At 51.4% G+C, this 26,536-nt stretch carries 27 protein-coding genes and 1 tRNA gene; 2 read left to right on the top strand and 26 right to left on the bottom strand.

From position 1 onward, the window contains the following. Nucleotides 1-12 precede the first annotated feature (12 nt). The 17 genes from rnr to KNO70_RS03485 all read right to left on the bottom strand — a co-directional run bounded on the left by rnr (nucleotide 13) and on the right by KNO70_RS03485 (nucleotide 17,807). The gene (gene rnr, locus KNO70_RS03560) at nucleotides 13-2,418 is read right to left on the bottom strand and encodes a ribonuclease R (protein ID WP_214811231.1); all 2,406 of its coding nucleotides are present in this window, start codon (nucleotides 2,416-2,418) and stop codon (nucleotides 13-15) included. 15 nt (nucleotides 2,419-2,433) lie between these two features. Beyond that, on the bottom strand, nucleotides 2,434-3,174 hold the full coding sequence (locus KNO70_RS03555; protein ID WP_214811229.1) for an alpha/beta hydrolase: 741 nt from the start codon (nucleotides 3,172-3,174) through the stop codon (nucleotides 2,434-2,436). A gap of 102 nt (nucleotides 3,175-3,276) precedes the next feature. Continuing rightward, entirely contained in the window at nucleotides 3,277-3,501 is a 225-nt protein-coding gene (secG, locus tag KNO70_RS03550) for a preprotein translocase subunit SecG (protein WP_012726902.1), read from the bottom strand. Nucleotides 3,502-3,574: 73 nt separating this feature from the next. Further along, nucleotides 3,575-4,462, bottom strand: coding sequence for a YitT family protein (locus tag KNO70_RS03545; protein ID WP_012726903.1), 888 nt, complete (start codon nucleotides 4,460-4,462; stop codon nucleotides 3,575-3,577). A gap of 47 nt (nucleotides 4,463-4,509) precedes the next feature. Further along, nucleotides 4,510-5,850 (bottom strand): glycosyltransferase, encoded by a 1,341-nt coding sequence (locus KNO70_RS03540; RefSeq protein WP_214811227.1) that lies wholly within the window; start codon nucleotides 5,848-5,850, stop codon nucleotides 4,510-4,512. Next, the gene (locus KNO70_RS03535; RefSeq protein ID WP_035387888.1) at nucleotides 5,847-7,055 is read right to left on the bottom strand and encodes a glycosyltransferase family 4 protein; all 1,209 of its coding nucleotides are present in this window, start codon (nucleotides 7,053-7,055) and stop codon (nucleotides 5,847-5,849) included. The genes KNO70_RS03540 and KNO70_RS03535 overlap by 4 nt, the downstream gene beginning before the upstream one ends. A 21-nt stretch (nucleotides 7,056-7,076) precedes the next feature. Next, nucleotides 7,077-7,958: a UTP--glucose-1-phosphate uridylyltransferase GalU gene (gene galU / locus KNO70_RS03530; RefSeq protein ID WP_214730418.1), complete on the bottom strand. Its 882-nt coding sequence runs from the start codon at nucleotides 7,956-7,958 to the stop codon at nucleotides 7,077-7,079. A 232-nt stretch (nucleotides 7,959-8,190) separates the two neighbouring features. Beyond that, nucleotides 8,191-8,706, bottom strand: a complete 516-nt coding sequence (locus tag KNO70_RS16305; protein ID WP_353048725.1) for a phosphotransferase — start codon at nucleotides 8,704-8,706, stop codon at nucleotides 8,191-8,193. An 83-nt stretch (nucleotides 8,707-8,789) separates the two neighbouring features. Then, entirely contained in the window at nucleotides 8,790-8,987 is a 198-nt protein-coding gene (locus KNO70_RS16300; RefSeq protein WP_353048724.1) for a hypothetical protein, read from the bottom strand. Between the two features lie 285 nt (nucleotides 8,988-9,272). Next, the gene (gene eno, locus KNO70_RS03520) at nucleotides 9,273-10,565 is read right to left on the bottom strand and encodes a phosphopyruvate hydratase (protein WP_012726908.1); all 1,293 of its coding nucleotides are present in this window, start codon (nucleotides 10,563-10,565) and stop codon (nucleotides 9,273-9,275) included. A gap of 36 nt (nucleotides 10,566-10,601) precedes the next feature. Next, a complete protein-coding gene (gene gpmI / locus KNO70_RS03515; protein WP_012726909.1) occupies nucleotides 10,602-12,140 on the bottom strand; it encodes a 2,3-bisphosphoglycerate-independent phosphoglycerate mutase in 1,539 nt (512 codons plus the stop codon). After that, nucleotides 12,141-12,893, bottom strand: coding sequence for a triose-phosphate isomerase (gene tpiA, locus KNO70_RS03510; RefSeq protein WP_078147302.1), 753 nt, complete (start codon nucleotides 12,891-12,893; stop codon nucleotides 12,141-12,143). 18 nt (nucleotides 12,894-12,911) lie between these two features. Beyond that, a complete protein-coding gene (locus tag KNO70_RS03505) occupies nucleotides 12,912-14,096 on the bottom strand; it encodes a phosphoglycerate kinase (RefSeq protein WP_078147303.1) in 1,185 nt (394 codons plus the stop codon). 97 nt (nucleotides 14,097-14,193) lie between these two features. Beyond that, nucleotides 14,194-15,201: a type I glyceraldehyde-3-phosphate dehydrogenase gene (gene gap, locus KNO70_RS03500; protein ID WP_012726912.1), complete on the bottom strand. Its 1,008-nt coding sequence runs from the start codon at nucleotides 15,199-15,201 to the stop codon at nucleotides 14,194-14,196. 59 nt (nucleotides 15,202-15,260) lie between these two features. Then, on the bottom strand, nucleotides 15,261-16,289 hold the full coding sequence (locus KNO70_RS03495; RefSeq protein WP_012726913.1) for a sugar-binding transcriptional regulator: 1,029 nt from the start codon (nucleotides 16,287-16,289) through the stop codon (nucleotides 15,261-15,263). 109 nt (nucleotides 16,290-16,398) lie between these two features. After that, entirely contained in the window at nucleotides 16,399-16,656 is a 258-nt protein-coding gene (locus KNO70_RS03490; protein WP_251025518.1) for a glutaredoxin family protein, read from the bottom strand. A 5-nt stretch (nucleotides 16,657-16,661) separates the two neighbouring features. After that, nucleotides 16,662-17,807, bottom strand: coding sequence for an RNA polymerase factor sigma-54 (locus tag KNO70_RS03485; protein ID WP_214730417.1), 1,146 nt, complete (start codon nucleotides 17,805-17,807; stop codon nucleotides 16,662-16,664). Between the two features lie 119 nt (nucleotides 17,808-17,926). On the opposite strand from KNO70_RS03485, the gene KNO70_RS03480 reads away from it, so the two are divergent. Beyond that, nucleotides 17,927-17,999 (top strand) — tRNA-Arg (locus tag KNO70_RS03480). A gap of 151 nt (nucleotides 18,000-18,150) precedes the next feature. Then, nucleotides 18,151-18,726: an ATP-dependent Clp endopeptidase proteolytic subunit ClpP gene (clpP, locus tag KNO70_RS03475; protein ID WP_012726916.1), complete on the top strand. Its 576-nt coding sequence runs from the start codon at nucleotides 18,151-18,153 to the stop codon at nucleotides 18,724-18,726. A 42-nt stretch (nucleotides 18,727-18,768) separates the two neighbouring features. Here clpP and KNO70_RS03470 read toward each other — a convergent pair whose 3' ends face one another. From KNO70_RS03470 to KNO70_RS03430, 9 genes are all read right to left on the bottom strand, one after another. Next, nucleotides 18,769-19,464 carry a MerR family transcriptional regulator gene (locus KNO70_RS03470; protein WP_168169853.1) on the bottom strand — a complete coding sequence of 232 codons (696 nt, stop codon included), beginning with the start codon at nucleotides 19,462-19,464 and terminating at the stop codon, nucleotides 18,769-18,771. Nucleotides 19,465-19,520: 56 nt separating this feature from the next. Then, on the bottom strand, nucleotides 19,521-19,964 hold the full coding sequence (locus KNO70_RS03465; RefSeq protein WP_240499841.1) for a hypothetical protein: 444 nt from the start codon (nucleotides 19,962-19,964) through the stop codon (nucleotides 19,521-19,523). 89 nt (nucleotides 19,965-20,053) lie between these two features. After that, on the bottom strand, nucleotides 20,054-20,569 hold the full coding sequence (locus KNO70_RS03460) for a DUF2179 domain-containing protein (RefSeq protein WP_012726919.1): 516 nt from the start codon (nucleotides 20,567-20,569) through the stop codon (nucleotides 20,054-20,056). Between the two features lie 93 nt (nucleotides 20,570-20,662). After that, nucleotides 20,663-20,899: a hypothetical protein gene (locus KNO70_RS03455; RefSeq protein WP_012726920.1), complete on the bottom strand. Its 237-nt coding sequence runs from the start codon at nucleotides 20,897-20,899 to the stop codon at nucleotides 20,663-20,665. A gap of 86 nt (nucleotides 20,900-20,985) precedes the next feature. Beyond that, complete coding sequence (gene whiA, locus KNO70_RS03450) at nucleotides 20,986-21,939, bottom strand: DNA-binding protein WhiA (RefSeq protein WP_012726921.1); 954 nt, start codon at nucleotides 21,937-21,939, stop codon at nucleotides 20,986-20,988. Between the two features lie 34 nt (nucleotides 21,940-21,973). Further along, on the bottom strand, nucleotides 21,974-22,969 hold the full coding sequence (locus tag KNO70_RS03445) for a gluconeogenesis factor YvcK family protein (RefSeq protein WP_078147307.1): 996 nt from the start codon (nucleotides 22,967-22,969) through the stop codon (nucleotides 21,974-21,976). A 1-nt stretch (nucleotide 22,970) separates the two neighbouring features. Further along, complete coding sequence (gene rapZ, locus KNO70_RS03440; RefSeq protein ID WP_214730416.1) at nucleotides 22,971-23,843, bottom strand: RNase adapter RapZ; 873 nt, start codon at nucleotides 23,841-23,843, stop codon at nucleotides 22,971-22,973. Nucleotides 23,844-23,963: 120 nt separating this feature from the next. Beyond that, nucleotides 23,964-24,917 carry a thioredoxin-disulfide reductase gene (trxB, locus tag KNO70_RS03435; RefSeq protein ID WP_078147309.1) on the bottom strand — a complete coding sequence of 318 codons (954 nt, stop codon included), beginning with the start codon at nucleotides 24,915-24,917 and terminating at the stop codon, nucleotides 23,964-23,966. Nucleotides 24,918-24,985: 68 nt separating this feature from the next. Continuing rightward, nucleotides 24,986-26,458 carry a tetratricopeptide repeat protein gene (locus tag KNO70_RS03430; protein ID WP_214730415.1) on the bottom strand — a complete coding sequence of 491 codons (1,473 nt, stop codon included), beginning with the start codon at nucleotides 26,456-26,458 and terminating at the stop codon, nucleotides 24,986-24,988. Between the last annotated feature and the right edge of the window lie 78 nt (nucleotides 26,459-26,536).

Raw genomic sequence — 26,536 nt, 5'->3', positions numbered from 1 at the left:
AGCCCTTCCCCGTCAGCGACGTTTCTTCGCACCTCGTTTGGCGTCGCCTTTTCGTTTGTGCTTGTCTTTCTTCTTCAGGTCGAGTGCCGAACGGCCTTGGGAAGACTTCTCCCCGTCTCGTTTCGGTTTCTCACCTGGTTTGCCCGGCTTACCAGGTCTTCCTGGTTTGCCGCGCTTCTTCTTGTCGTCCCGACCGCGACCGCCACGAAGGTCTTTCTCGTCCTTCTTCGGACGACCGCCTTTCGCTTTGATTGTCGTCGGTTGGCGACGGCTTGACGGTTCCCGTTTCGGCATGCCGACGACCGTGAAGTCGATCGTCCGCTCGTCTAAGTTGACGGCGTCGACTTTGACACGGACGGCGTCCCCGATGCGGAATTGACGTTTCGTCCGCTCGCCGAGCAACATGAGCTGTGATTCGTCGAAGTGGTAGTAGTCATCCATCGACTGGAGACGGACAAGCCCTTCGATCGTATTCGGAAGCTCGATGAACATCCCGAAGTTCGTGACGCCGGCGACGACACCATCGAACTCTTCACCGAGATGGGCTTCCATGTATTCGGCTTTCTTGAGCGCCTGTGTCTCGCGCTCTGCGTCGACCGAGCGACGTTCCCGTTTCGATGCCTGTTCGGCGATCGCCCCGAGACGGTCCTCGTACTTCGCGATCGTCTTCTCCGACAAATCGTTGTTGAAGACGTACGTGCGCATGAGACGGTGGACGATCAAGTCCGGATAACGACGAATCGGTGACGTGAAGTGCGTATAGAAGTCTGTCGCGAGTCCAAAGTGACCGAGCGAGACGTCGTCATATTTCGCCTGTTGCATCGAACGAAGCATGATCGTACTGATGACCGGCTCTTCCGGTTCTCCGTCGATTGCCTTCAAAATCTTTTGAAGCGTCTTCGGTTCGACCGTCTGTCCTTTGATGCGTTCAATATGCACACCGAAGTTTGCGACAAAGTCGAAGAAGAAGTCGAGCTTGTCCGGTTTCGGATTGTCGTGGACACGATAGATGAACGGCACGTCCATCTTGTGGAAGTGTTCCGCAACCGTCTCGTTGGCCGCGAGCATGAACTCCTCGATCAACTTCTCGGCGACCGAACGTGGACGAAGCACGATATCTGCCGGCTTCCCTTCCTCGTTGACGACGACTTTCGCCTCGGCGAAATCGAAGTTGATGGCACCGCGCGAGTTACGACGTTTCCGAAGCACTTCCGCGAGCTCGGCCATGAGGTCGAACTCACCGATGAACGGTTCGTACTTTTTCAACGTCTCTTCGTCATCACGTTCGATGATCTCACGGACGTTCGTATACGTCATCCGCTCCGTCGTCTTGATGACACTCGGGAACAGATCATGGCGAACGACTTTCCCGTTTTGCGGGGAGATCTCCATGACGCAGCTGAGCGTCAAGCGGTTGACGTGCGGGTTGAGGGAACAGATCCCGTTCGAGAGTCGGTGCGGCAGCATCGGAATGACGCGGTCGACGAGATACACACTCGTCCCACGTTCGAACGCCTCGACGTCTAGTGGTGAGCCCTCTTTCACGTAATGCGAGACGTCAGCGATATGGACACCGAGCTCGTAGTTGCCGTTATCGAGTTTTTTGACGTGGACGGCATCGTCCAAGTCTTTCGCATCTTCGCCGTCAATCGTGAAGATCGTCTCGTCACGAAGGTCGACGCGTCCGATGAAGTCTTTCTCGTCCGCTTCGTCCGGTACCGCGTTCGCCTGAGCGATCACGTCCTCCGGGAACTCCGTCGGGATGCCGTGCTTATAGACGATCGACAAGATGTCGACGCCTGGGTCGTTCTTATGCCCGATGATACGTACGACGTCACAGGCACCGGCGAAGCGTCCGTCCGGATACTTCGTGATGCGCACGACGACTTTATGTCCGTCGACGGCACCGAGTGACTTGTCCGGGTTGACGACCGGCCAGAAGTTGATGCGTTTGTCATCCGGCTCGATGAAGGCGAACTGGTCGAGTCGACCGCTCGGGAGCGTATACGTCCCGACGAATTCGGAGAGTCCGCGCTTCAGTACTTTCAATAAAATCCCTTCCGTCTTGCCACGGTTGTCCTCGCGTTTTTTGACGAGGATCGTATCGCCATGGTAGACGTCCTTCAGTTGGTCGGGCGGCAAGAACACATCTTCCGCTTCCCCTTCGACCGACAAGAAGCCGAAGCCGCGCTGGTGAATCGAGATGATCCCCGCGACTTGTCCGAGCGTGGCAAGCGTCCCGTAACGGTTCGTCCGCGTCCGGCCGATGGCGCCCTCTTCCTCGAGGGCATTCAATGTGCGGATGAGCTCTTTGAAGTCATCCGTCGACGCGAGCTGTAATCGCTCGGTCAGTTGATCGACAGAGAGCGGTTTCTCGCTCGCCTGTAAGATCTCTAATAATTGGTCACGTAAATTCAACGTGACACCTCCTTCTTAGACTGACCAGTCTAACGTTTCGAGAAAATCGAGCACGTCCTGGTGCAGTTTCTCTTTTTCTTTGTCGAGTGTGATCACGTGTCCCGAGTTCTCATAGATGAGCAACTCTTTTTGGAACGTGTTGACCGCCTCGTAAATTTGTTTCGCCGATTCCGGGTCGATCATGTTGTCTTTGGCGCCTTGGACGACGAGTGTCGGGACGAAGATGTCCTCGAGCTTCGACGCCGTGTCGCGGACGAAGGCACGGAGGTCTTTCAAGGTCGGCATCGGTTTGAACTCTGCCATCTCCTGCTCGATCTGTTCCGGCGACTTTTCTTCTCTACCCTTATATTCTCGGGCATATGCCTGGACTCCTTTATACAAGCGGTCCTCGGCATCGATTCCCGTCGGTGCGCACATCGGGATGACCGCCTTGACGTCTTTCTCCTCGGCGAGACGGAGCGACATCACGCCACCTAGCGAGAGTCCGCAGACGACGATCTCCTCATGGCCTTTGTCGACGAGCGTCTGGTAAGCGTCCAAGACGTCTTCCCACCAGTCTTTCGGTCCATATTGGAGTAATTCTTCCGGTGGGACGGCATGACCACGATAGATCGGTCCCATACATGTGTATCCTTCTTTTTGAAGGAAGCGACCGAGCATGCGGACATCCGCGCTCGATCCAGTGAAGCCATGTAACATCAACACGGCACGTTTTCCGCCCTCGAAGAAGAACGGTTTTGGTGCTGTCACTTTCATTTTATCTGTCATCTCCTCGTATCTACATTATTCCCAAAAAATAAATCGAAAAAACAAAAGCTGACCGCCTCACGTGAAAATCGAGAACGATCAGCCTTATCATCATAATGATGCGACTAGTAATCCTAAAATGAAAAACAAAGTGCCTAGTACAGCTGCAGTTCGGTTCAAAACAGCATCGAAGCCGCGTGCTTTCTGGCGTCCGAACAACTGCTCCGCGCCACCTGCAATCGCTCCAAGACCTTGCGACCGACCTGACATGAGCAGTACGACGACAATCAATAAGACAGCCACGACAAGTAGGCTGATTGTAGCGATCGTTTGCATAGTAGTCAGTTCCTCCTTCTATTTACACGCCTTTTATTATATAGAAGTTATCAATAAAACACCAGCATTCAAATTATCGGGACGGGTAGCTGAACCCTTCCCCGATGACTTCCTTCACCTGGTGGATGACGACGAAGGCGCGGTCGTCCGTTACTTGGACGATTTTTTTGAGTGGCGCGATCTGACGTTTGTCGACGATCATATACAACATGTTCTTATCCTGCTTCGTGTAGTAACCATGTCCATGGATGATCGTCGCCGAGCGTCCGAGCGTCTCCGTCAAGACGACAGCGAGCTCTTCTTGCTTATCGCTGATGATTGTGACGGCCTTGCGGATGTTGAGACCTTCCGCGACGAGGTCGATGACCCATGAACCGATGATGATCGCGATGAGCGTATAGAGAACGACTTGTTCCCCTAAGAAGAAGCCCGACGTGGCGACGACGATCGCATCGATGATGAACATCGAGACGGCGACACTCAAGTGGAGATAGCGCTCCATGAGACGGGCGATGATGACACCCCCGCCGGTCGTCCCGCCGACACGGAGCACCATGCCGATCCCGACCCCGATCATGATTCCGGCATAGACGGCCGCAAGCAGTTTGTCCTCGGCAGGGCTGCCCCAGTCATGTGTCAGACTGAGGAAGAATGACGTCGCGATGACGGCGATGACCGAATAGACCATTGTCCGACGGTCGAGCAGCTTATAGCCGACGATAAAGAGAATCCCGTTCCCGATGATCGACGTGAGCCCGAGGTCCCAGCCGAATACGTAGTACAGGATGATCGTGACCCCGAGCAGGCCACCTTCCGAGAAGTCGTTCGGTACGGTGAAGTAGTTGACCCCGAACGAAAGAATGAAGGAGCCTGCGATAATCCAGGCGATGTCCTTCACCGAGATGGTTTGTAGCTTGCGCCATACTTGTTGGCGCAATAGATGTTGTTGTTGACGTTTCATAAATGTCCTCCCTCCATAGAAAAAAGACCGCGGCAAAAGCCGCAGTCTTAAGATTGTACTGGCTTTGGCGCACCGTCTTTCATAATCGGCAACTTGCGCTCCGCGGCGTTCGCGTAGACGTTCAAGAGTGCCTCTTTTTCCAAATCCCAGTTATATTTCTCACGCGCGGTCTTCGTGTTCTCTTTGACACGCGCATAGAGTGCTTGGTCTTCAATCATCCGGTTGACGCCGTCCGCGATCGATTGTGGATCGTGCGAATCGACGAGCACCCCGACATCGTTCCCCGCAACGACCCGTTCGATTTCAGGGAAGTCACATGAGACGACCGGTACTTCGGCCATCAAATACTCGAACAATTTATTCGATGAGGCCGAGTAGTGGTTGAAGCAGACGTTGTTCAATACTTGGAAGCCTAAATAGGCGTTCATCGTATAGTAAGGTAACGCTTCGACCGGTACTTTGTCAATCATCTTGACGCGGTCGCCGACCCCTTCCGTCTCGATCAACTGTTGAATCGTCGGTTTAAGCTTCCCGTCCCCGATCATGACGAGCGTGCCTTCTTTGAAGTCTTTCGCCGCGAGCACGAGCTGTTCGAGACCGCGTCCGGCTTGAATGCCCCCTTGATACAAGAGGATCTTCTCGTCTTTCGGTAAGTCGAGAAGCGCATGCAAGTCCTTACGGAGCGAGAAGTCGAGCGGACGGTAGAACGGATAGTTGTGGAGCACGTACGGATAGAACCCGTACAACTCTTCGTTGTGCGCTGCACGCGTATGGTTCTCGACCATCATCGTATCGACGAACGGCAAGAGCCAGCCCTCGAGGTTACTTTGAATATAGCCGTAACCCGTACGGTCCGTCTGTACCTCGTGCGAGTCGTAGACGATCCGACCTTTGTTGAACACTTTTCCAGCGAGGAGTGCCTGCGGGAGCGTGTTCAAATCGTTCGCATGGTAAAAGTCATACGATTTTTTCGTCGAAGCGAACACCATCTCGAGCATCGCACTCGCGTTGACGATTTGCTTACGCACTTGCGGCAACAAGACCGTCCCGATAGCCGCTCCGAGCGCGAGCATCGTGATCGGCGCGAGTAGGAACAACCCGGCACCGACGAGTCCGGCACCGATTTGGCGGGTCCGTTTCTCGCTCACCCATTGATACGTCTTCTTCGCGAACTTGAGCGCGTTGACGAGAATCGAAGGTTGACGCTTCACGCGGATGACGCGGAAGCCTTCCGGACGCATCTCTTCTTTTGGAAGCTCTTTATTTTTCGGATCTTGAAGCGCGATCAAATCGACTTCATAGCCTGCCTCGGCGAGTGCCGAGCACTCACGAAGGACGCGCGCATCATTCGTAAAATGGTTCCATACAAACATACATACTGACTTCATCGTGTTTCCTCCATCACTAACTGTTGTACGACTTGATCTAACACGTCGATATTCTCTTCCCAACATAAATTCTCTTTGACGTAACGAATCCCATTCGCCCCGAGTGCCTCCCGTAAATCCGGTCGGTCGAGGAGCTTCCGTAGGATCCGCTCGATCTCATCGATGTCACGCTTCCGTGACACGTAGCCGACTTCCGCCGCTTCAATGACATTCGCCGCATGGCCTGACACTGCTGCGACAATCGGTTTGCCGACTGCCATATAGTCGATGAGTTTCCCAGGGATGACCGTATCGAACACTTCTTGCTCGATCAGACTGACGAATGCGACGTCAGCATTTTTAATCGCCTGAAACGCCTCTGTCCGTGGCATCGCCTCGAGGAACAAGAAGTTTTGGAAGCCACGGTCTTTGATCGTCTGTTTCAACTCTTCTTTCCGATAGCCGTAGCCGATCAATTTGAAGTGGATCCGTGGTTCATCCCGGAATCGCTCGGCGAGTTCGAGTAACAACGACACATCCTGGGCAAGGCCCATATTCCCGGCGTATAAGATCTCCATCCGGTCGTCCGGTGGGATCGTCCGCTCGAGTGTTCGCTCCGCTTCCCGGATCGAGTTCGGCATGTAGTGAATCTTCTCGTTCGGCACACCGCGCTGACGAAGATAGCTGCGGAATCCTTCCGAGTTGATGATGACTTCATCGGCGACACGATACAGTCGTTTCTCCATCCAAAACGCCGGCGTGAGCACCCAATCGTACTTGAAGACGCCGACCCCTTTCACCGACTCTGGCCAAAGGTCACGGACGTCCAAGATGAACGGGACGCGATACTTTCGTTTCGCATAAGCACCGACAAACGCCATAAAAAAAGAAGGGGTCGTCGCAAAGACGACGTCTGGCTTCAATTCGAGCTTACGGACTTCCCGGATCCCTTTGACCATCTGTTCGAGGAACAGGAAGAGACGACTGACCATGTTAGACGTATGTTTCCGTTTCTTCGTGATGAGTCGCTTGATGAACGGTTGGTCGTTTAACTCCCGGTCGTTCCAGAAGCGGTCGTCCTGATACATATCAAAGCTCGGATACGAAGGGGCGGCCGTGATGACCTCGACTTCATACCCGCGCTGCTTCATCAAATGCGTAATGTTTTGCATCCGGTTGCCGGCACTGCCGATCTCCGGATAATAGTTTTGACACACCATAAGCATTGTTTTCAAAAATAACACACCTTACTGTTGATCAAGTTCGTCCACGAGCCGTTTCAATAGGGCATGGACGTCATCTTTTAAATCAGGATCGCTGAGCGCGTGGCAAATCGTCGTCTCGACGAACCCGATCGGCTCTCCGACGTCGTAACGTCGACCGGCAAATTCGTAGGCGAAGACCGTCTGCCCCTCATTCAAGCGTGCGATCGCATCCGTCAATTGAATCTCGCCCCCGGCCCCCGCCTCTTGTCCCGCCAACGCCTCAAAGACGTCCGGTTTCAAGATATAGCGACCGAGGATGGCGAAGTTCGACGGGGCCTCATCGATGGGCGGTTTCTCCACGAACGTCCGCACCGGGATGAGCTTCCCTTCGACGGCAAGCGGGTCAATTATACCATATCGGTTCGTCATTTCATACGGGACACGCTGCACCCCGATGATCGAACGATCGTGGGCCTCATATTGGTCGATCAACTGCTTCGTCGCCGGCACATCGGATTCGATGATATCGTCCCCGAGCAAGACGGCGAATGGCTCGTCTCCGATAAACTTCCGGGCGCACCAAATCGCATGACCGAGACCTTTTGGCTCCTGTTGGCGTATGTAGTGAATGTTCGCCAAATTCGAGGAATGTCGGACCGATTCGAGCAAGCGCGTCTTCCCTTTCGATTCGAGGTTCTGTTCCAGTTCGAGCGCACGGTCAAAATGGTCTTCAATCGCCCGTTTGTTCTTCCCCGTGACGATGATGATGTCCTCGATGCCTGAAGCGACGGCTTCCTCGACGATGAACTGGATCGTCGGCTTGTTGACAATCGGCAACATTTCTTTTGGCATGGCTTTCGTGGCAGGAAGGAAGCGGGTGCCGAGACCGGCGGCTGGGATGATGGCTTTACGTACTCGTGTCATAAGCATGGGCTCCTTTACTCGTTATGTAGAGAGTATACCCAAATTTTGTGCAAACTGACACAAATGAGAGGTCATGACAATGTTGTCATGACCAATCGTCATTCCGGTGCGATTTGAGATAGTACCATATGCCGAATCCAATGAGCAATACCAAGAAAAGAAATCCTAGCATCATCACGAAAATCGCCTCCCCATTCATGCTTCATTTTCTATATTCCCGCTTCAGATTGTTTCAGAACCACTTCTGTCCATGCGTTCGAATAAACCGAAGTTGCTCTTGGTAATGATTGTAATGTCCTTCGTCAATCATCTTTTGGAAGGCGACGTCTCCTTCCGCAGCTTTTCGTTTCATCAACAGACAGAGCGCTTCGATGCGTCGTTGCAACATGTCGAACAAGTCGACCTCCGCTTGCTCCCAACCATAGGCATCGAGAAACAACGATACCCGCTTGTTATAGATTGCATCGTCTCGATCGGTATCATAATAGACGACTTCCCCTGTTTCAGCTTGATGGCGACGACTGAGCGGAACGAACGTATAAAGGGCATAGACGATATCCCAAGCCCGCGGTCCCGGTGCACCCAAGTCGAAATCGATGATTCCTGCCACTTTTCCTTCATGAAAAATTGTATTGTAGACAGCGAAGTCGTTATGGCAGATGACCTCTAACGGTTGTGGTGTGTTGTCAATCGGTGACCAATCTGACGACCACTCAAAATCTGTCGACGCATCATGTATACGTCTCATTAGTCGTGCAACATCCTGAATCGCCTCATCGGACCACATGTAAGACTTCAAGGGATAGTCTGCGGTTTCTCCTTCCAAGTAAGTTAACACTTCTCTTCCTCGATCATCGATTCTAATAAAACGCGGCACTCCGGAAAGTTGCTTTGCCTCCAAGTGACGTAACCATCGATGAATACGCTCGCTGCCTTCCTTTTGAGTGCGATAGACGTAATTCCCTTTTTATAGACAGTTGACACGTTCCCACCGCTCAACCTTTTTTCTTGTTCATTCGATTGATCCATCCAATCTCCCCCTACCCTTTATCAGTCACGTTCAGTATACAGCACGAGGAGGTTCGACACCGAGCGTTCACGCCCGTCGAAGCGGCACCGTGACTCTTGCAGGAAAGCAATCTCGCGGAGACCCCGCAAGCGCATAAGCGCGAGGAGGCTCCGTGGATTGCCTGCAGAAAGCATCGGTGCCGCAAGACGGGTTGACGACCGATCAGTTTTCCCACCGTCGATTAAACGGTTATTCCACACAAAAAAACAGGCCCGCCGATTGGCGAGCCTGAAACAATCAATCAATTATTTTTTAAGGTTGTAGAACGACTTGATACCGTCGTATTTCGCTACATCGCCGAGCATGTCTTCGATGCGGAGAAGTTGGTTGTATTTCGCGATACGGTCTGTACGTGAAAGTGAACCAGTTTTGATTTGTCCAGCGTTTGTCGCAACAGCGATGTCTGCGATTGTCGCGTCTTCTGTTTCACCAGAACGGTGAGAGACGACTGCTGTGTAACCAGCTTTTTTAGCCATTTCGATCGCGTCGAATGTTTCTGTGAGCGTACCGATTTGGTTAACTTTGATGAGGATCGAGTTTGCGATTCCTTTTTCGATACCTTCAGCAAGTTTAGATGTGTTCGTTACGAAGAGGTCATCCCCAACGAGTTGAACTTTGTGTCCGATTTTGTCTGTGAGAAGCTTGTGGCCATCCCAGTCGTTTTCGTCACAACCATCTTCGATTGAGAGGATTGGGTACTTGTCAACGAGCTCAGCGTAGAAGTCTACAAGCTCAGCAGTTGTGAGTGACTTGCCTTCGCCAGCGAGTTCGTATTTACCAGTTGATTTGTCGTAGAACTCAGAAGATGCAACGTCCATTGCGAGGTAGACGTCTTCACCTGGTTTGTAACCAGCTTTTTCGATCGCTTCAAGGATAACTGTGATCGCTTCTTCGTTAGACTTCAAGTTTGGTGCGAAACCACCTTCGTCACCGACAGCTGTGTTAAGACCCATACCAGAAAGAACTGATTTGAGGGCGTGGAATACTTCAGCACCCATGCGGAGCGCTTCACGGAATGTTGGCGCGCCGACAGGCATGATCATGAACTCTTGGAAGTCCACGTTGTTGTCCGCGTGCGAACCACCGTTGATGATGTTCATCATTGGTGTTGGAAGTGTCTTCGCGTTGAATCCACCAAGGTATGTGTAAAGTGGGAGACCGAGCTCATCTGCTGCTGCGTGAGCTGCTGCCATCGATACACCGAGGATTGCATTTGCACCAAGTTTTGCTTTGTTTGGTGTACCGTCGAGTTCGATCATTTTCGCATCGATTGCGTTTTGGTCGAATACATCGTAACCGATGAGTTCTGGTGCAATCGTGTCATTCACGTTCGCAACTGCTTTCAAGACACCTTTACCGAGGTAACGTGACTTGTCGCCATCGCGAAGCTCAACTGCTTCGTGCTCACCTGTTGATGCGCCTGATGGGACGAGGGCACGGCCGAAACCGCCGTCTTCTGTGAAGACTTCTACTTCTACTGATGGGTTACCGCGTGAATCTAAAATCTCGCGTGCGTAAATTTCTGTAATCATTGACATGAAAAATCGCTCCTTTTCGTTTGAAAAATAGTTGTATTATTTTGTAACGATTGACGAACCAGTCATTTCAGCTGGTTGCTCTCCACCGAGAAGGTGAAGAAGCGTTGGGGCGAGGTCGCAAAGTGCGCCGTCGAGAACTGGTTTCAGTTCGACTCCCTCTTTTGTGACGATACATGGAACAGGTTCCGTCGTGTGCGCCGTCATCGGTGAGCCATCCGGGTTCGTGACGATGTCCGCGTTCCCGTGATCCGCTGTGATGATGGCCGCGCCACCTTTAGCAAGTAATGCGTCCACTACTTTACCGAGGCATTCGTCGACCGCTTCGATCGCTTTCTTCGTCGGCTCAAGCTTCCCTGAGTGACCAACCATATCCGGGTTTGCGAAGTTGATGATGTATGCATCATACTCATCTGACTCGATACGCTCGAGCAAACCGTCTGTGAGCTCATATGCGCTCATTTCTGGTTGCAAGTCGTACGTCGCGACTTTCGGTGAAGGGACAAGGAGACGATCCTCACCTTCAAATGGTTGTTCTTTTTGTCCGTTCAAGAAGAACGTGACGTGTGGGTATTTCTCTGTTTCTGCAGCACGGAGTTGTTTGTACCCTTGTGCAGAGAGCGTTTCCCCGAGTGTGTTTTTCAAATCTTCCGGTGGGAAGACGATATCCGTGTCGACCTCATCCGAGAACTTCGTCATCGAGACGAGCAAGATGTTCTCTGGGTGTTTGCTTGAGAGTTCGAAGCCTTTGAAGCCGACTTTCTCTTTGAACACTTTTGCGAGTTGGATCGCCCGGTCCGGACGGAAGTTGAAGAACATGATGGCATCATTGTCCTGGATTGTCGCAACCGGCTTTCCATCTTTTTCGATGACAGTTGGTAACACAAACTCATCCGTCAAATCGTTCTCGTAAGACTTCTTGAGAACTTCGACTGGGTCCGTGCCAACTTCGCCTTTACCGTTTACGAGGACGTCGTATACTTTCTCGACGCGCTCCCAACGGTTGTCGCGGTCCATGGCATAGTAGCGACCAGACACGCTAGCGACTTGACCGACACCGAGTTCAGCAAGCTTTTCTTCTGTTTCTTTGAGGAAACCAGCTCCTGATTTCGGATCACAGTCACGGCCGTCCGTGAACGCGTGAATGTACACTTTTTCGATGCCGTGGAGTTTTGCGAACTCAACGATGGCAAACATGTGATTGATGTGCGAGTGAATCCCGCCATCTGATACGAGACCCATGATATGGAGGCTCGAATCATGTTTCTTCACATGACCTGCCAAATGGTTCATCGCCTGACGGTCGAATAACGAACGGTCTTTGATTGCGTTGTTCACGCGTGAGAGTGACTGATAGACGACTCGGCCGGCACCGATGTTCAAGTGACCGACTTCCGAGTTCCCCATCTGTCCTTCCGGAAGACCGACGTACTCGCCTTTTGCGTTTAAGAGCGTATGTGGATACTGCTCCCAGTAGCGATCGAAGTTCGGTTTGTTCGCAGCCATGACTGCGTTTCCGAACGATTCGTCACGCATCCCGAAACCATCTAAAATGATGAGTGCGACTGGTCTAGCCATTTAAATCGCCTCCAACAATTTGAGGAACGAAGCGGCTTCAAGTGAAGCACCGCCGACGAGTGCGCCGTCGATATCTTCCTGTGCCATATACTCTTTGATGTTCTCTGGTTTTACAGATCCACCGTACTGGATACGTACTGCAGCCGCTACGTCTTCACCGTAAAGACCTTTCACCACGTCGCGAACATATTTACAAGAGCTTTGTGCGTCTGCTTCGTCCGCTGATTTCCCTGTACCGATTGCCCAAACTGGCTCATACGCGATGACGAGTTGTTTGACTTGGTCAGCAGAAAGGTCAGCTAGACCGCCTTCGACTTGTGTTTTGATGACTTCTTCGAACTTGTCGCCTTCGCGCTCCTCGAGTGTTTCACCGACACAAACGATTGGCGTAAGACCGTGTTCGAACGCTTTTTTCGTTTTGCTGTTGATGAACGCATCCGACTCACCGAAGTACTCGCGACGTTCTGAGTGACCGAGGATGACGTAAGTCACGCCGAGGTCAGCGACCATCACTGGGCTGATTTCGCCAGTGTAAGCACCGCTATCTTTGTCGTACATGTTTTGTGCACCGAGCTTCAAGTTTGACCCTTTAGCTGCTTCTACCATCGGTGCGAGGAAAAGTGCTGGAGCACCAATCGCTGCATCTACTTTGTCAGTAGATGGGATGTTGTTTTTCACTTCCTCAACGAAAGCAACAGCTTCCGAGAGTGTTTTGTTCATTTTCCAGTTACCTGCAATAATCGGTTTACGCATCGATAACCCTCCTCTAAATTACTTGTCGTTCAACGCCTCGACACCTGGAAGTTTCTTGCCTTCCATGAATTCGAGTGACGCGCCGCCACCAGTTGAGATGTGACTCATCTTGTCAGCAAGACCAAACTTGGCTGCCGCAGCTGCTGAGTCGCCACCACCGATGATTGAGTATGCATCGCTGTCCGCAAGCGCTTGAGCGACACCTTTCGTTCCGTTTGCGTATTTATCGAGTTCGAATACGCCCATCGGTCCGTTCCATACGACAAGTTTCGATTCGCGAATCGCGTCCGCGTAAAGTTCGACTGTCTTCGGTCCGATATCGAGACCCATGTGATCCGCTGGGATCGAGTCGATATCGACTGGGCCGACATACGTTTCTTCGCCAAATTCTTTCGTGATGACGCAGTCGACAGGCATCAAGAATTTCACGCCTTTGTCTTCTGCTTTCTTCATGAATTGACGAGCGAGGTCAAGCTTATCCTCTTCAAGGAGTGACGTTCCGACTTCGTGTCCGAGTGCTTTCGAGAACGTGTACGAGAGTCCGCCACCGATGATGAGTGTGTCAACGATGTCAAGAAGGTGGTCGATGACCCCAATCTTATCCGCTACTTTCGACCCGCCGATAATTGCCGTGAACGGACGGTCTGGGTTTGAAAGAGCTTTACCGAGAACTTCAAGTTCTTTTTCCATCAAGAGACCAGCAACGGCTGTGTCCACGTGGTGTGCAATCCCTTCAGTTGAAGCGTGTGCACGGTGAGCCGCGCCGAACGCGTCGTTGACGTATACGTCAGCAAGTGCTGCAAATCCTTTTGCAAGTTCAGGGTCGTTTTTCGTTTCACCTGGGTAGAAACGAACGTTCTCTAAAACGACGACATCGCCTTCAGAGAGGTTAGCGACCGCTTCTTCTGCGACCGGACCGTATGCTTCTTCGACGAGCGGTACATCTTTTCCGATGAGTTCAGCGAGACGCTTCGCTACTGGAGCAAGTGAGAACTCAGGGTTCTTCTCGCCTTTTGGACGGCCGAGGTGGCTCGCAAGGACGAGTTTCGCACCACCGTCAAGCAAGTGCTTGATCGTTGGAAGTGCGGCTTGGATCCGAGTTTCGTCTTGGATGACGCCATCTTTGAGTGGAACGTTGAAGTCAACGCGGCAAAAGACGCGTTTCCCTTTTACATCGATGTCACGAATAGACTGTTTGTTCATAACTTTCGCCTCCATATGTCGTGCGTGTCATTTCATAAATAGAGCGGAGAACAATCTCTTGTTTCCGCTCCTATTTGATTCTATTTAGTTCACGAAATTACTTCGCGATGTTAGCGAAGTGCTTAACTGTGCGAACCAATTGTGCAGTGTAAGACATTTCGTTGTCGTACCAAGAAACTGTTTTAACGAGTTGCTTGTCGCCAACTGTCATGACTTTCGTTTGAGTCGCGTCGAAGAGTGAACCGTATGTGATTCCAACGATGTCAGAAGAAACGATTTCGTCTTCTGTGTAACCGAACGACTCGTTCGCTGCTGCTTTCATTGCTGCGTTTACTTCGTCAACAGATACTTGCTTGTCGAGTACAGTTACGAGCTCAGTGAGTGAACCTGTAGCAACTGGTACACGTTGTGCAGCACCGTCAAGTTTTCCTTGAAGTTCAGGGATTACGAGACCGATTGCTTTCGCAGCACCTGTTGTGTTAGGAACGATGTTCGCTGCAGCTGCACGCGCACGACGGAAGTCACCTTTCGGGTGTGGAGCGTCAAGCGTGTTTTGGTCGCCAGTGTAAGCGTGGATTGTCGTCATGAGACCTTCAACGATTCCGAACTGGTCTTGAAGTACTTTAGCCATTGGCGCCAAGCAGTTTGTTGTACAAGAAGCACCTGAGATAACTGTTTCAGTACCATCGAGGATGTCGTGGTTTGTGTTGTAAACAACAGTCTTCATGTCACCTGTAGCAGGAGCCGAGATCACAACTTTCTTCGCGCCAGCTTTCAAGTGAAGCTCAGCTTTTTCTTTTGAAGTGAAGAATCCAGTACATTCGAGAACGATGTCTACACCGAGGTCTCCCCATGGAAGTTCTTCAGGGTTACGGTTAGCAAGCGTGATCACTTTCTCTCCGTTTACGAGGAAGTGATCGTCGTGTACTTCAACTTCTCCGTCGAAACGACCTTGAGTCGTGTCATACTTAAGAAGGTGCGCAAGCATCTTCGTGTCTGTCAAGTCGTTGATTGCAACAACTTCGATTCCTTCGTTTTTGATGATCTCGCGGAATGCTAAACGACCGATACGTCCAAATCCGTTAATACCAACTTTTACTGCCATGTTAATTTCCTCCTTAGGGTAGAAGCTATTTATTGAAGAGCCAACGGGGGGTCAACTCTTTAATAACAAGTTAATAATTCTTTCGCCGCACCTTCGTCTGTGACGAGGATGATGTTCGACGTGTGTTTCGCATAAGCAGCGATCGCCTGTGCCTTCGATTTCCCTCCGGCAACCGCGATGACGGTATCCATGTCATCCAGCTCTTCGAGTTGGATCCCGACCGTCTTGACGCGATGAACGATCTCACCTTCAGCATTGAAATAATATCCGAATGCCTCGGCGACGGCGTCATGCCGTTCAATCATCCGCAAATGCTCCGGTGATGCGTGACGGCGCTTTGCCATCGTTTCTGCCTCACCAATTCCATGTACCACAATTCGCGCCGCTCTAATCATTTCCAGCACATTTTTGATGCTAGGTTCCTCCACCATCCGGTCGAATGTTTCTTGTGATACTTCATCCGGAATATGTAGAAGATGATAGTCTGCGTGGGCCCGGTCCGCCATGCGTGAACAGACAGTGTTCGCCTGAAGTTCAAGCGTCTCTCCAAGACCTCCACGTGCGGGCACGAAATGCATCGGGCGTTCTTTTTTATCGGGCGACATCATCGCCGCGACCGATGCCATCGTCGTTCCTCCCGTTACCGCAATCACATTATCATCCGGTGCGAGCCGCGCTTTTAGTTGCGTGACCGCCGCCCGTCCGATATCGCGTTGAACCCAGAATGTCTCATCCGAGTCACCCGGTACGATGACGACTTGGCGAACCCCTAATTTCTCTTCGAGCTCTCTTGCCACTTCTGAGATTCCGAGAAGTTCTCCCATGATCTCGTGCAAGTCTCGTAAGACGTTTCGTCCCGTCTCACTGAGGGAAATTCCTTGAGTAGCGACGTAAAGAAGACCTTGGTCTTTCAAAAAGTCGACTTCTCGTCTGAGTACCCGTTCGGTCAGTCCCAAGCTCGTCGCGAGTGTCCTGCGGCCAATCGGCTGCATCAAGCGGACATAATGTAAGATATCGTAACGATGTCGGAGCGTATCGAGCAGGTCAGGGACAATTTGCTTCTGAACGTGAATCAGTTGCTGGATCATGCTCATACCCCCTCGACTTTCAGCGTGGACAACTTTTGTCCCACTTTTTTATTTGCGTCCCACCGCTACGAGTTCATCTTATCAATCACTTTTCCGTCTGGCAACCCCTTCAAACGTTTTTTTTTGATGTAAGCGCATACTTAACAAAATCTTCAACTTTGTTGTCATCATATCGCCCTTGACTGATGACCGCACCTTCATGTATGAGAACGGGGATTTCAAAGAGGTACTTCGCCTCGAGCACCTCATCCCCCGTGATGTCGACCTGTTCGAGTTCGATCGGATAATCTTCCTGTAACCATTCGAGCATGACGACCGCCTCGTCACATAGTGAACAATTGTCGCGTTTATATAATGTTAATTTCATTTTCGTCATCCCTTCCATACCTGTCGCTCGCGCTCGCGTGAATTGCCGAATCCAAGCTCTTCCCGATAGTTCGTCACCGTCCGCCGGGTCACTTGATAACCGTATCGAATCAATTCATTCGCAAGCGCCTGATCACTTTGTGGTGCCGTTTCCCGTTGAATCAATTCGGCAAGGGTTCGTTTAATCATAAACGGCGAATGCCCACGACTTGTCGACCGGACAAAAAAGTGTCGCCACTCCATGATGCCACCCTCTGTCTTAGCGAACTTCCCTTGGATGGCTCGGCCGACCGTCGATTCATGTTTCCCGATGAGTTGCGCGACCGTCCGCCGGGTCAACGGATGGAGAACGAGTTCCCCTTGGAGCCACTCGGTCTGACGTGCTTCAATGATTGACCAGATCTCACGCAGCGTCTCGTTCCGCATCGAGAGGGACGTCATCCACCATTTCGCCTCGCGGTCATTCCCGACACGCGTTTCGTCGAGTTCCGGACTGAGCCACGTCGTGACGAGTGTCCCCTCTTCATAGCGTACTTCGAGTTCCGGAAAAACATGACCCGTTTCTTCATATAATAGAGGACGTTTCGGAAGTGTCGCGACGATTCGTTCAAGACTTGCCAATTCCTCATTTGAAATAGCGAGAGCAGTCGTCATCTGTTGAGGACTCATCCCACTCTCGATCGCTTCGAATACATCGACGACGCGAGGGTCCTCATGTTCGATCGCATGTCGATATTGACACTCCCGTTCCGTTCTTGACCCGATCCCCGTCGGTTCAAGAAATAAAAGCGCCTGCCTCGCCTGTTCGATTTGAGTGACGTCGACACCGAGTCGCTCCGCCAACACCTCATTCGCATCCGGCAATAACCCCCGATGGTCGAGCAAGAGGACGAGTTGTCGTCGCAACGCTTTCTCAGACTCACTGCCGCTCCCCTCATGAATCTGTGTGAACAGCTTCTCTTCAAACGAGCTTGCCGCATCTGCAATCCAATCGACGTCCCCGCTCCCGATGTGAATGTTCGGGTTATGCCGTGCAAGACGCGCCAACCGGAATACGAGCGCGAGACGATCCGCTTCAAGGACCGGTAACCGCTGCACGAGGTCTTGCGTCATCTGTTGTTGCTGAATTTGTTTTTGCTCCTGCCGTTGCATCGTTCTCCCCCCCTCTTTTCTATTGTAGCGAACCCGCTTCCGTCGCGCTCAAAAAAGCTATGCGAACAGGATTGCTTTTTTAATAAAACAAATGTATAATAAATTCGTGTCACAGATATGCACCCGTAGCTCAGGGGATAGAGCACTGGTTTCCGGTGCCAGGTGTCGGGAGTTCGAATCTCTCCGGGTGTATCAGATGTAGAGGTCAGGCAGATTGCCTGGCCTCTTTTTCGTTTCACGACGAGAAAATCGTGGAATAGGTGAAAAACGATGACTATCGTTTGACCATCATTGACTATACAGGTATGATGAAATTACAACCTACATAAAGGAGGCAGATTCAATGTTAATTCCAACAGTTATCGAACAGACAGGCCGTGGGGAGCGCGCGTACGACATCTACTCACGCTTGCTCAAAGACCGTATCATCCTTCTCGGAAGTGCGATTGACGACAACGTCGCGAACTCCATCGTCGCACAGCTCCTCTTCCTCGCAGCTGAGGACCCAGAAAAGGACATCTCACTCTACATCAACAGCCCAGGTGGTTCGATCACAGCGGGTATGGCGATTTATGACACGATGAACTTCATCAAGCCGAACGTGTCGACGATTTGTATCGGAATGGCCGCATCGATGGGTGCCTTCTTGCTCCAAGCCGGTGAAAAAGGAAAACGCTTCGCATTACCGAACGCAGAAATCATGATTCACCAACCGCTCGGCGGCACACAAGGCCAAGCGTCAGACATTAAGATTCACGCAGAACGCATCATCAAGATGCGCGAGAAGTTGAACCAAATCATGGCAGAAAACACTGGACAGCCTCTTGAAGTCATCGAGCGCGATACAGAGCGTGACTACTTCATGGCAGCTGACCAAGCGAAAGACTACGGTCTCATCGACAAAGTCATGACACGTTAATCACACAAAAGACGTTTCCCGTTTGAGCGGGAAACGTCTTTTTCATTCAATCGGCATCCAAATCTCAATGATGTCGTCCGCTCCCCCTTGCCCGTGAATATAGCGCTCGAAGTCGACCGCGTCTCGTAGCGTCACGTCTGGAACGTTTACTAGCTGCTCATACGTCGACGGAATCATCGGGATGCCTCCCTCCACCGTCGCGACGATATAGTTCCCTTCCGTCAGTTCGACACGACGCGCATCTTCTCCCGACACCGGGTTCGTCATGCCCGCGACATAACCGTTCTCCTGCGGGAGACAGACTCCGTACGACTCGTCCGTCGTCAGTTCCGGTTGAAGCTTGGCCCACATATGCGGAATCTCCTCTAACGTACCACCATATCCATAGACGGAAATGGCTTCATTCAATGTCTCATATCTAATCTTCATGTCGTTCCCTCCTGCTTGCATCAATCGAATCTGCCTCTCGATTCGATGAAGTCGTTCGATTTCTACTTGAACTTCATCCAATCGTGTTTCTAACAATGTATCAACCGGTAGACCCGATTGAATTTGTTCGAGACGAAGTCCGATTTGACGTAATCGTTTGATTTCGCTCAACCGTCGAATCTCTTCCATCCCGTACATTCGATACTGATTCTCGGTCCGCGTCGGGCGGACCAATCCGCGCGCTTCATAAAATTTGATCGCCTTGACCGACAATCCGGTCACATGCGCGACTCTTCCGATTGGTATCACCGTTTCCCCACCTCCTACTTTCACTGTACAGCCATCCCTTAGAGGCAGGTCAACCATTAGTTTTCAGGAACCCGGACACCGAAGACGTATCGGCTATCTCCTTGCGACCACTCTCCGCCGACTTCATAGAGATAGATGCCCGGCTTGTCCGGAACGACGAGTTCAGAAGGAACGAGTTCCCCATCCTCGATTCGATTGAAACTCGACGTCATCGGTTCTGCATGATAGACGACATCGATTCGGTCGCCCGGTTTGACGGTGATCAGTTGAAGGTCGTCCGCTTCTGGTAGTCCGTAATCGGCGCACGTCGCTTGATTGCCGGATTCCCAACAGTACGTCGATTGTTCCACTTCCGCAGACACCGAGCCGACACGAACCGTCGGGAGCGGCGGTTTGACACCGTCCTCTCCATCTCCAAATAAGGTCATGGCGAAATAAACGATACCCGCCCCTACAAGTATAAATAGTAAGATCATCCACACACTCCGATTTCGTTTCACGGTCTCATCCCCTTTCTTCACTAGTTCCCTGTCACGAGATAAAATCCCTACTCCAACAAAAAAAGACCCACGTTCGTGAGTCTTGTGCGTCATTTCGGGCGACGCAGTCCTTTCATCATATAACCGCCTTTGAAGTCGATCGGGTCAAATGCGACGAGGAACGCTTTCGGTTCATGTTTCTCGACGAGTTCACGCAATTCTTTCATCCGGGTGCGGGCCGCCAATACGTCAAGACGGTAACGGACCCCGTCACGTCCTTGCCCTTGATAATGCGTGACCCCATATCCGTTGTCACGCATCTGTTGGATGAGCTCCGCCGGATATTCTTTCGTATGGACTTGGATCATGTTGTAACCGATGGCGAGTTTCCGTTCGACGAAACCGCCAAGTAAGATCCCGAGCCCGAAACCGACCGCATACACGATCATCCCGACCGTCGTCAGATCCTGGAACACGATGCCGAGCGCGAAGATATAGATGAGCGTCTCTAGCGTTCCGAATAGACCGGCGATGACGGTCTTCCCTTTCACGAGCATGATCGTCCGGAGCGTCAACACCGGAACGTAGATTAGTTGTAGCAGTAGGATGAGTAAGATTTGACCCATTTGATCGACCTCCGTTCCAATTCATTATCACCACTATTCCAAATTTCTTAGAGAGATGCAACTAAAAAAGGCTGACCGCAGTCAACCTTTTACTTAGTTATCTAGATTCTTTACGCTCGTGAGCAACTCGTAGTCTTTACGAATGACTTCGTAGATTGCGTTCTTGTCCCCGTTCAACAACTCTTCTGCACGAAGCTGGTTCAAGAAGAGGCTTGTGGCAAACGTGACGAGTGCACTTTTCGGAATCCCGATTTCTTTGGCACGCTCTGTGATGACCTGGTCGAGCTTAGCGTCGATCGTGAGCGATAATCTTTTCTTTTCATTCGACATAATGATGAAGCTCCTTTAATTCGCTATTCATAAAACCTATACACAATTGCTTATTATATAGGAAGAATGGTTTTGGTGCAACCGCATCACGAGGATGCGATCTCATCGCCGCTGCGCACGCGCTCGGCAATCTGGTCAATTTTACGAAGTCTATGGTTGATTCCTGACTTCGAAATCGGACCGGACTCGAGCATTTCCCCGAGTTCCTGTAACGAAACGTCCTGGTGTGTGACACGCAGTTCAGCAATCTCCCGCAATTTTTTCGGTAAGACGTCGAGCCCGACCGTCCGCTCCAAGAACTTGATGTTCTCGACTTGACGCAATGCTGCACCGACCGTCTTGTTCAAGTTGGCCGTCTCACAGTTGACGAGACGGTTGACGGAGTTCCGCATATCTTTGATGATTCGTGCGTCTTCAAACTCCAACATACCTCGGGTCGCCCCGATCAGCTTGAGGAAATCTGAAATTTTCTCGCTCTCTTTCATGTACAAGATATGCCCTTTTTTCCGTTCGAGCGTCTTCGCGTTCAACTCGAATCGGTTCGCCAAATCACGTAGCGCCTGGTTATGGTTTTCGTACAAGCTATAGATTTCGAGGTGGTACGACGACGTTTTCGGATGGTTGATCGACCCGCCGGCGAGGAACGCACCACGTAAGTAAGCGCGTGCTAAGTTCTCGTCCCCCGTCATATCCGAGTTCAGTGTCCGGATCATCTCGTAATTCTCTCCGAGGATCTCAAGGTCCCGAAGCATCGTCTCCGCATGCTGTGACACGCGGACGATGTAGACGTTGTTCTTTTTCAAACGCATTTTCTTCCGTACGAACAAGTCTAACGGATGGTCGTAAAGACGTTTCATCAACGAGTAAATCCGACGGGCGATCGAGGCGTTCTCCGTCGAGACATCTAAGGTCATGCCTCGTCCTAGGGCGAGCGAGATGACCCCGTTCATCCGAACGAGTGCCGACAGTTCCGCCTTCGCTTCCGCGTCAGTCACTTCAAGTTGTGTCAATTCTTTCTTCACATCTGATGCAAAGCTCATCGAGTCCCCCTCCTTTCTGTCTTTCCAACAATCTTTATTTCAGTTCCAATTCTTGAAACGAACGTGGCTTCTTGATTCGGAGCACCCGCTGCATGACGAGTCCGGCGATGGCGTCGGAATCATGACGGATATACTCCCGGTTATAATCGACGATGTCCCCAGCGAGAACGTTCGTCCCATAGTTTCGGAGTTTCTTCCGATCGAAGCGGACCTCTTCCGACCCGTCCTCACGATAACGCTCCAAATACTCTTCTTCAATCGGCTCGTTGTTGACGACAATCGTGTCGATCGATGCCTTCCCAAGGTACGACTCGATGACTTTTAAATGTTTCATCGCGTCATAGCCTTTCGTCTCACCTGGTTGCGTCATGACGTTACAAATATAGACGACCGGGACTTTCGAGCGGATGATGGCTTCCCGCACCGCCGAGATGAGAAGGTTTGGAATGATACTTGTATACAGGCTTCCTGGACCGAGCACGATGACGTCCGCCGATTCAATCGCCTCGACGACGCCCGGGGCCGGTTCAATGCCTTCCTCGAGTAAAAACATACGCTTGATCGGTTGCTCATGTAGCGGAATCTTGGACTCCCCTTTGACGATGGTGCCGTCCTCGAACTCGGCGGCGAGGGTCATGAGCGTCTCTGTCACTGGCAACACTTTCCCTTGTGCGTTCAAGAGTTGCGACATGACATCGATCGCTTTGACGAACGAACCCTCACAGATGTGAGTCGCTGCCGTGAGCATCAAATTTCCAAGGGAATGCCCTTCTAATCCATATCCCGTATCGAAACGGTATTGCAAAATCTTATCCATTAACGGCTCAACTTCCGACAACGCCAAAATGACGTTACGGATGTCGCCAGGAGGCAACATATGAAACTCGTCACGAAGACGTCCCGAGCTTCCGCCGTCGTCCCCGACGGTGACGATTGCCGTGATGTCGAGCGGATAATGTTTCAACCCACGAACGAGAGTGGACAACCCTGTCCCTCCGCCGATGGCGACTACTTTCCGGTCTCGTCTCATGTCACTTCTCCTTCGTCGCGTGAACGAGGTCGCGGTGGACCGTCTTCACGTTATAACGTTCAGCAAAGTGCTCCGACACTTTCTCAGCGAAGGTGATCGACCGGTGTTTCCCGCCGGTACAGCCGAACGCCACGACGATTTGCGTCTTCCCTTCCCGTTTATACTGCGGAAGGAGGAACTCGAGCATGTCGATCAACTTCTTATAGAACGCTCGCGCTTCCGGGTGCGACATGACGTACTCTTGTACTTCTGTCGTCTGACCCGTGAGCGGACGGAGCTCAGGGATATAGAATGGGTTCGTGATGAAACGGACGTCGAACAATAAGTCGATATCGAGCGGCACTCCGTGTTTGAAACCGAACGACATGAAGTTGACTGTGAACGGGATCCGTTCTTCGTTGAACTGTTGGAGGATGCGGTCCTTCAACATCTGTGGCTTCAAGTCGCTCGTATCATACAACGTGTGGGCCCGGTCACGGAATCCTTCTAACAGTTCGCGCTCCATCTTGATGCCGACGAGTGGCGCATCTTCCGGTGCGAGCGGATGGGACCGTCGCGTCTCCTTATAACGGCGAACGAGCACGTCGTCCCGCGTCTCTAAATACAACAGGTGCGGATGCACGTTCTTCTTTTCCAAATCGTCGATGACGATGAACAAGCTATCGATAAAGTCTCGTGTCCGTGTATCGATGGCGACCGCGATTTTCGGTCGGACCGAGCTGATGACATCAATCAATTGTGGTAAGAGTACCGGTGGCAAATTGTCGACGCAGAAATAGCCGAGGTCCTCGAAACTATTCATGGCGACCGACTTCCCAGCCCCGCTCATCCCACTGATGATGATCAATTCTTCTAATCCTTTAAAGTCTTCCATCTCGCTGACGCCCCCTTAAAATTGACAACCGAGCCGTGTGTGTAGCTCTCTTCATCTAGTATAACGAACGTCCGAAAAAAAGAGAAGGACCGCGGTCCCCCGCAGTCCTACCTTCTTGAATCATGCGTTTTGTTCTTGCAACGATTCGAGGAGTCCCTCGATGAAGTGTTGAGCATTCTGAGCGGCAATCGATCCGTCGTTCGTCGCTGTGACGACTTGACGAAGCGTTTTCTCGCGAACGTCGCCGGCAGCGAAAATCCCTGGGATGTTCGTTTCCATCGCCTCGTTCGTGACGATGTATCCTTGCTCGTTCGTGATGCCGAGGTCTTGGACGAACCCGGTGATCGGGTTCATGCCGATATAGATGAAGACGCCGTCGATCTCGTGGTCTGTCTCAGTCCCGTCAATTGTGCTGACAAGACGAGCCCCACCGACTTTCCCGTCTTTCTCTGTGATTTCTTTCAACGTGTGGTTCCAAATGAAATCGATCTTCTCATTGTCGAACGCACGTTTTTGAAGAATCTTCTGAGCGCGAAGCTCATCGCGACGGTGAACGATCGTCACCTTGTTCGCAAAGCGTGTCAAGAAGACACCTTCTTCAACAGCCGAGTCGCCACCGCCGATGACGAACAAATCTTTCCCTTTGAAGAACGCTCCGTCACATACCGCACAATACGATACGCCACGGCCACCGAGTTCTTCTTCTCCCGGTACGCCGATTTTCTTATACTGAGCACCAGAGGCGAGGATGATTGCACGTGCTTTATAGTCACGGTTGTGCGCATGGACGATTTTATATTGTGTTTCATCCGAGATGCTTTGCACGTCCCCATATGCATACTCCGCACCGAACGCTTTCGAATGGTCGAACATTTTTTGAGACAAGTCAGGACCAAGGATGCTGTCATAGCCCGGATAGTTCTCAATGTCTTCCGTGTTTGCCATCTGACCACCTGGAATCCCGCGTTCAATCATAAGTGTTGAAAGGTTCGCTCGTGAAGCATATAGCGCAGCGGTCATTCCGGCAGGACCGGCACCGATGATAATGACGTCATAAATTTTTTCTTCTGTCATGTTGATTCCACCTCTGCAAGAAATTGATTGCCTTTAGTATAAGAAACCTATAAGGGTATCGTCTATCTTTATGCTTGTTCGAGTGTCCGTTTGAACGAACGGACCGTCTCTGTCAACGTGTCGACCGAGAGATGGAAGGCGTCCGCACAATCTTCGAGAATCAATGCGTCCCGTTTCGTATAAAACATCCAGACGAGCGCAGCGGCCGATGCCGTTACGTCCATGAATGATTCATCAGACAACAGAAGCATCGCGAAACGCTCATAGAAGTCGCCCTCTAGGCTCATCCGTTCCGCTTCGGATACATGTGCTTCAGCCAAGACGAGCGCATCAAACGCACGCTTGATCCGGACGTCTCCGTTGAACGGTTGCTGACAAAGGTCGGCACGACACATCTCTGCGAACGCACGGACCGTCTCGTTTTCCGTCACGGCATTCGTGAGTGCGAGCGCTTCGAACGCTTCGTCATCTTTTAAGTTGGCGATGATTCGGATAATCTCGATTCGAGCCAAGTCGCTCTCTTGACGCAATCCTTGGACGAGCGCCGAACGAAATTCGAGGTTTTCTCGAATGTCGAAGCTTTGTTTCTCTTCAAACTGGTTCATCTCTTCATTGTTCAAGTAGGTGGCTGCCTCTTCAAATCGTCCTGTCTTGTAGGCAGACACGCTGAGCCAATGCCCAAACAATGGGTCCCCACGGAATCCGCGGTCTTTCAATAGACGCAATTCTTCATACGCACGGTCGTAATGTCCGACAAGCGCGAGTGTCGTCGCCAATTTATAACGTAAGTCAATTTGGAGTGGACGGACACGCGTGAGCGGTGTCGACAATTGCATCGCCGCTTCCGATTGACCCGCTTCATGGAGCAAGAGAATCGTGTTCAAGATTGCATGCAAGTTGCCTGGATTTTGGTCGAGCACGTATTCGAGCGTCCGGAATGCCGCTTGGTCATCACCAAGGTAAAAACTGACGACCGACAGATTGTTGTATGCTGGCCAAAACGATGGATATTGACCGATGAGACGCTCGAGTGTCGCCTTTGCCGCAAACAATCGTCCTTTATCGATTTGACGCTGCGCTTCCGTATGCCACGTGATCAATTCGTCTTCTTCCTCGTCCTCGAGCTCTTGTTCGAGTTCGATCAGTTCAAGAAGGGATTGCACAGCTTCCGTGAAGTGACCTTTTGTGTCACAGGCGAGATATTCGGATGCATAGTGCGCCGCTTCCTCATATTGAGAGACATAGGCACAGTTGCTTGCTAAGTGATACAGTGCCTCTGTTGCGGTCTCATCGAGCTCTAATACTCGTTTCCACACGTCATTGGCGTGGTAGACCTCCCCTACTTCAAATAACAGTTCTGCGTACTGTTTATGATAGTCGACGCGATGCGTGGCTGCCGCTGTCGCTTCAGCCATGAAAAAAGTCGCTTCATCCAGGCGACCTTCACGTAACGCACGACGACCTCTATAGTAGTGGAGCTCCGCAGCGAGCGGAGATTCTGGTTCGGGTAGCGTCATTACTGCTTCATAGTTCGCTTCCATATTCTAAATCCTCCACATCATCTCTAAATCTTTTTTAGTTGCAGGGATAAGAATACCGCACTCGAACAACGAGGGCAA

It is taken from the genome of Exiguobacterium sp. s181, from assembly GCF_018617125.1.
In the GTDB taxonomy this organism is placed as follows: Bacteria; Bacillota; Bacilli; order Exiguobacteriales; family Exiguobacteriaceae; genus Exiguobacterium; species Exiguobacterium profundum.
This window is presented reverse-complemented; position numbering and strand designations above follow the sequence as displayed.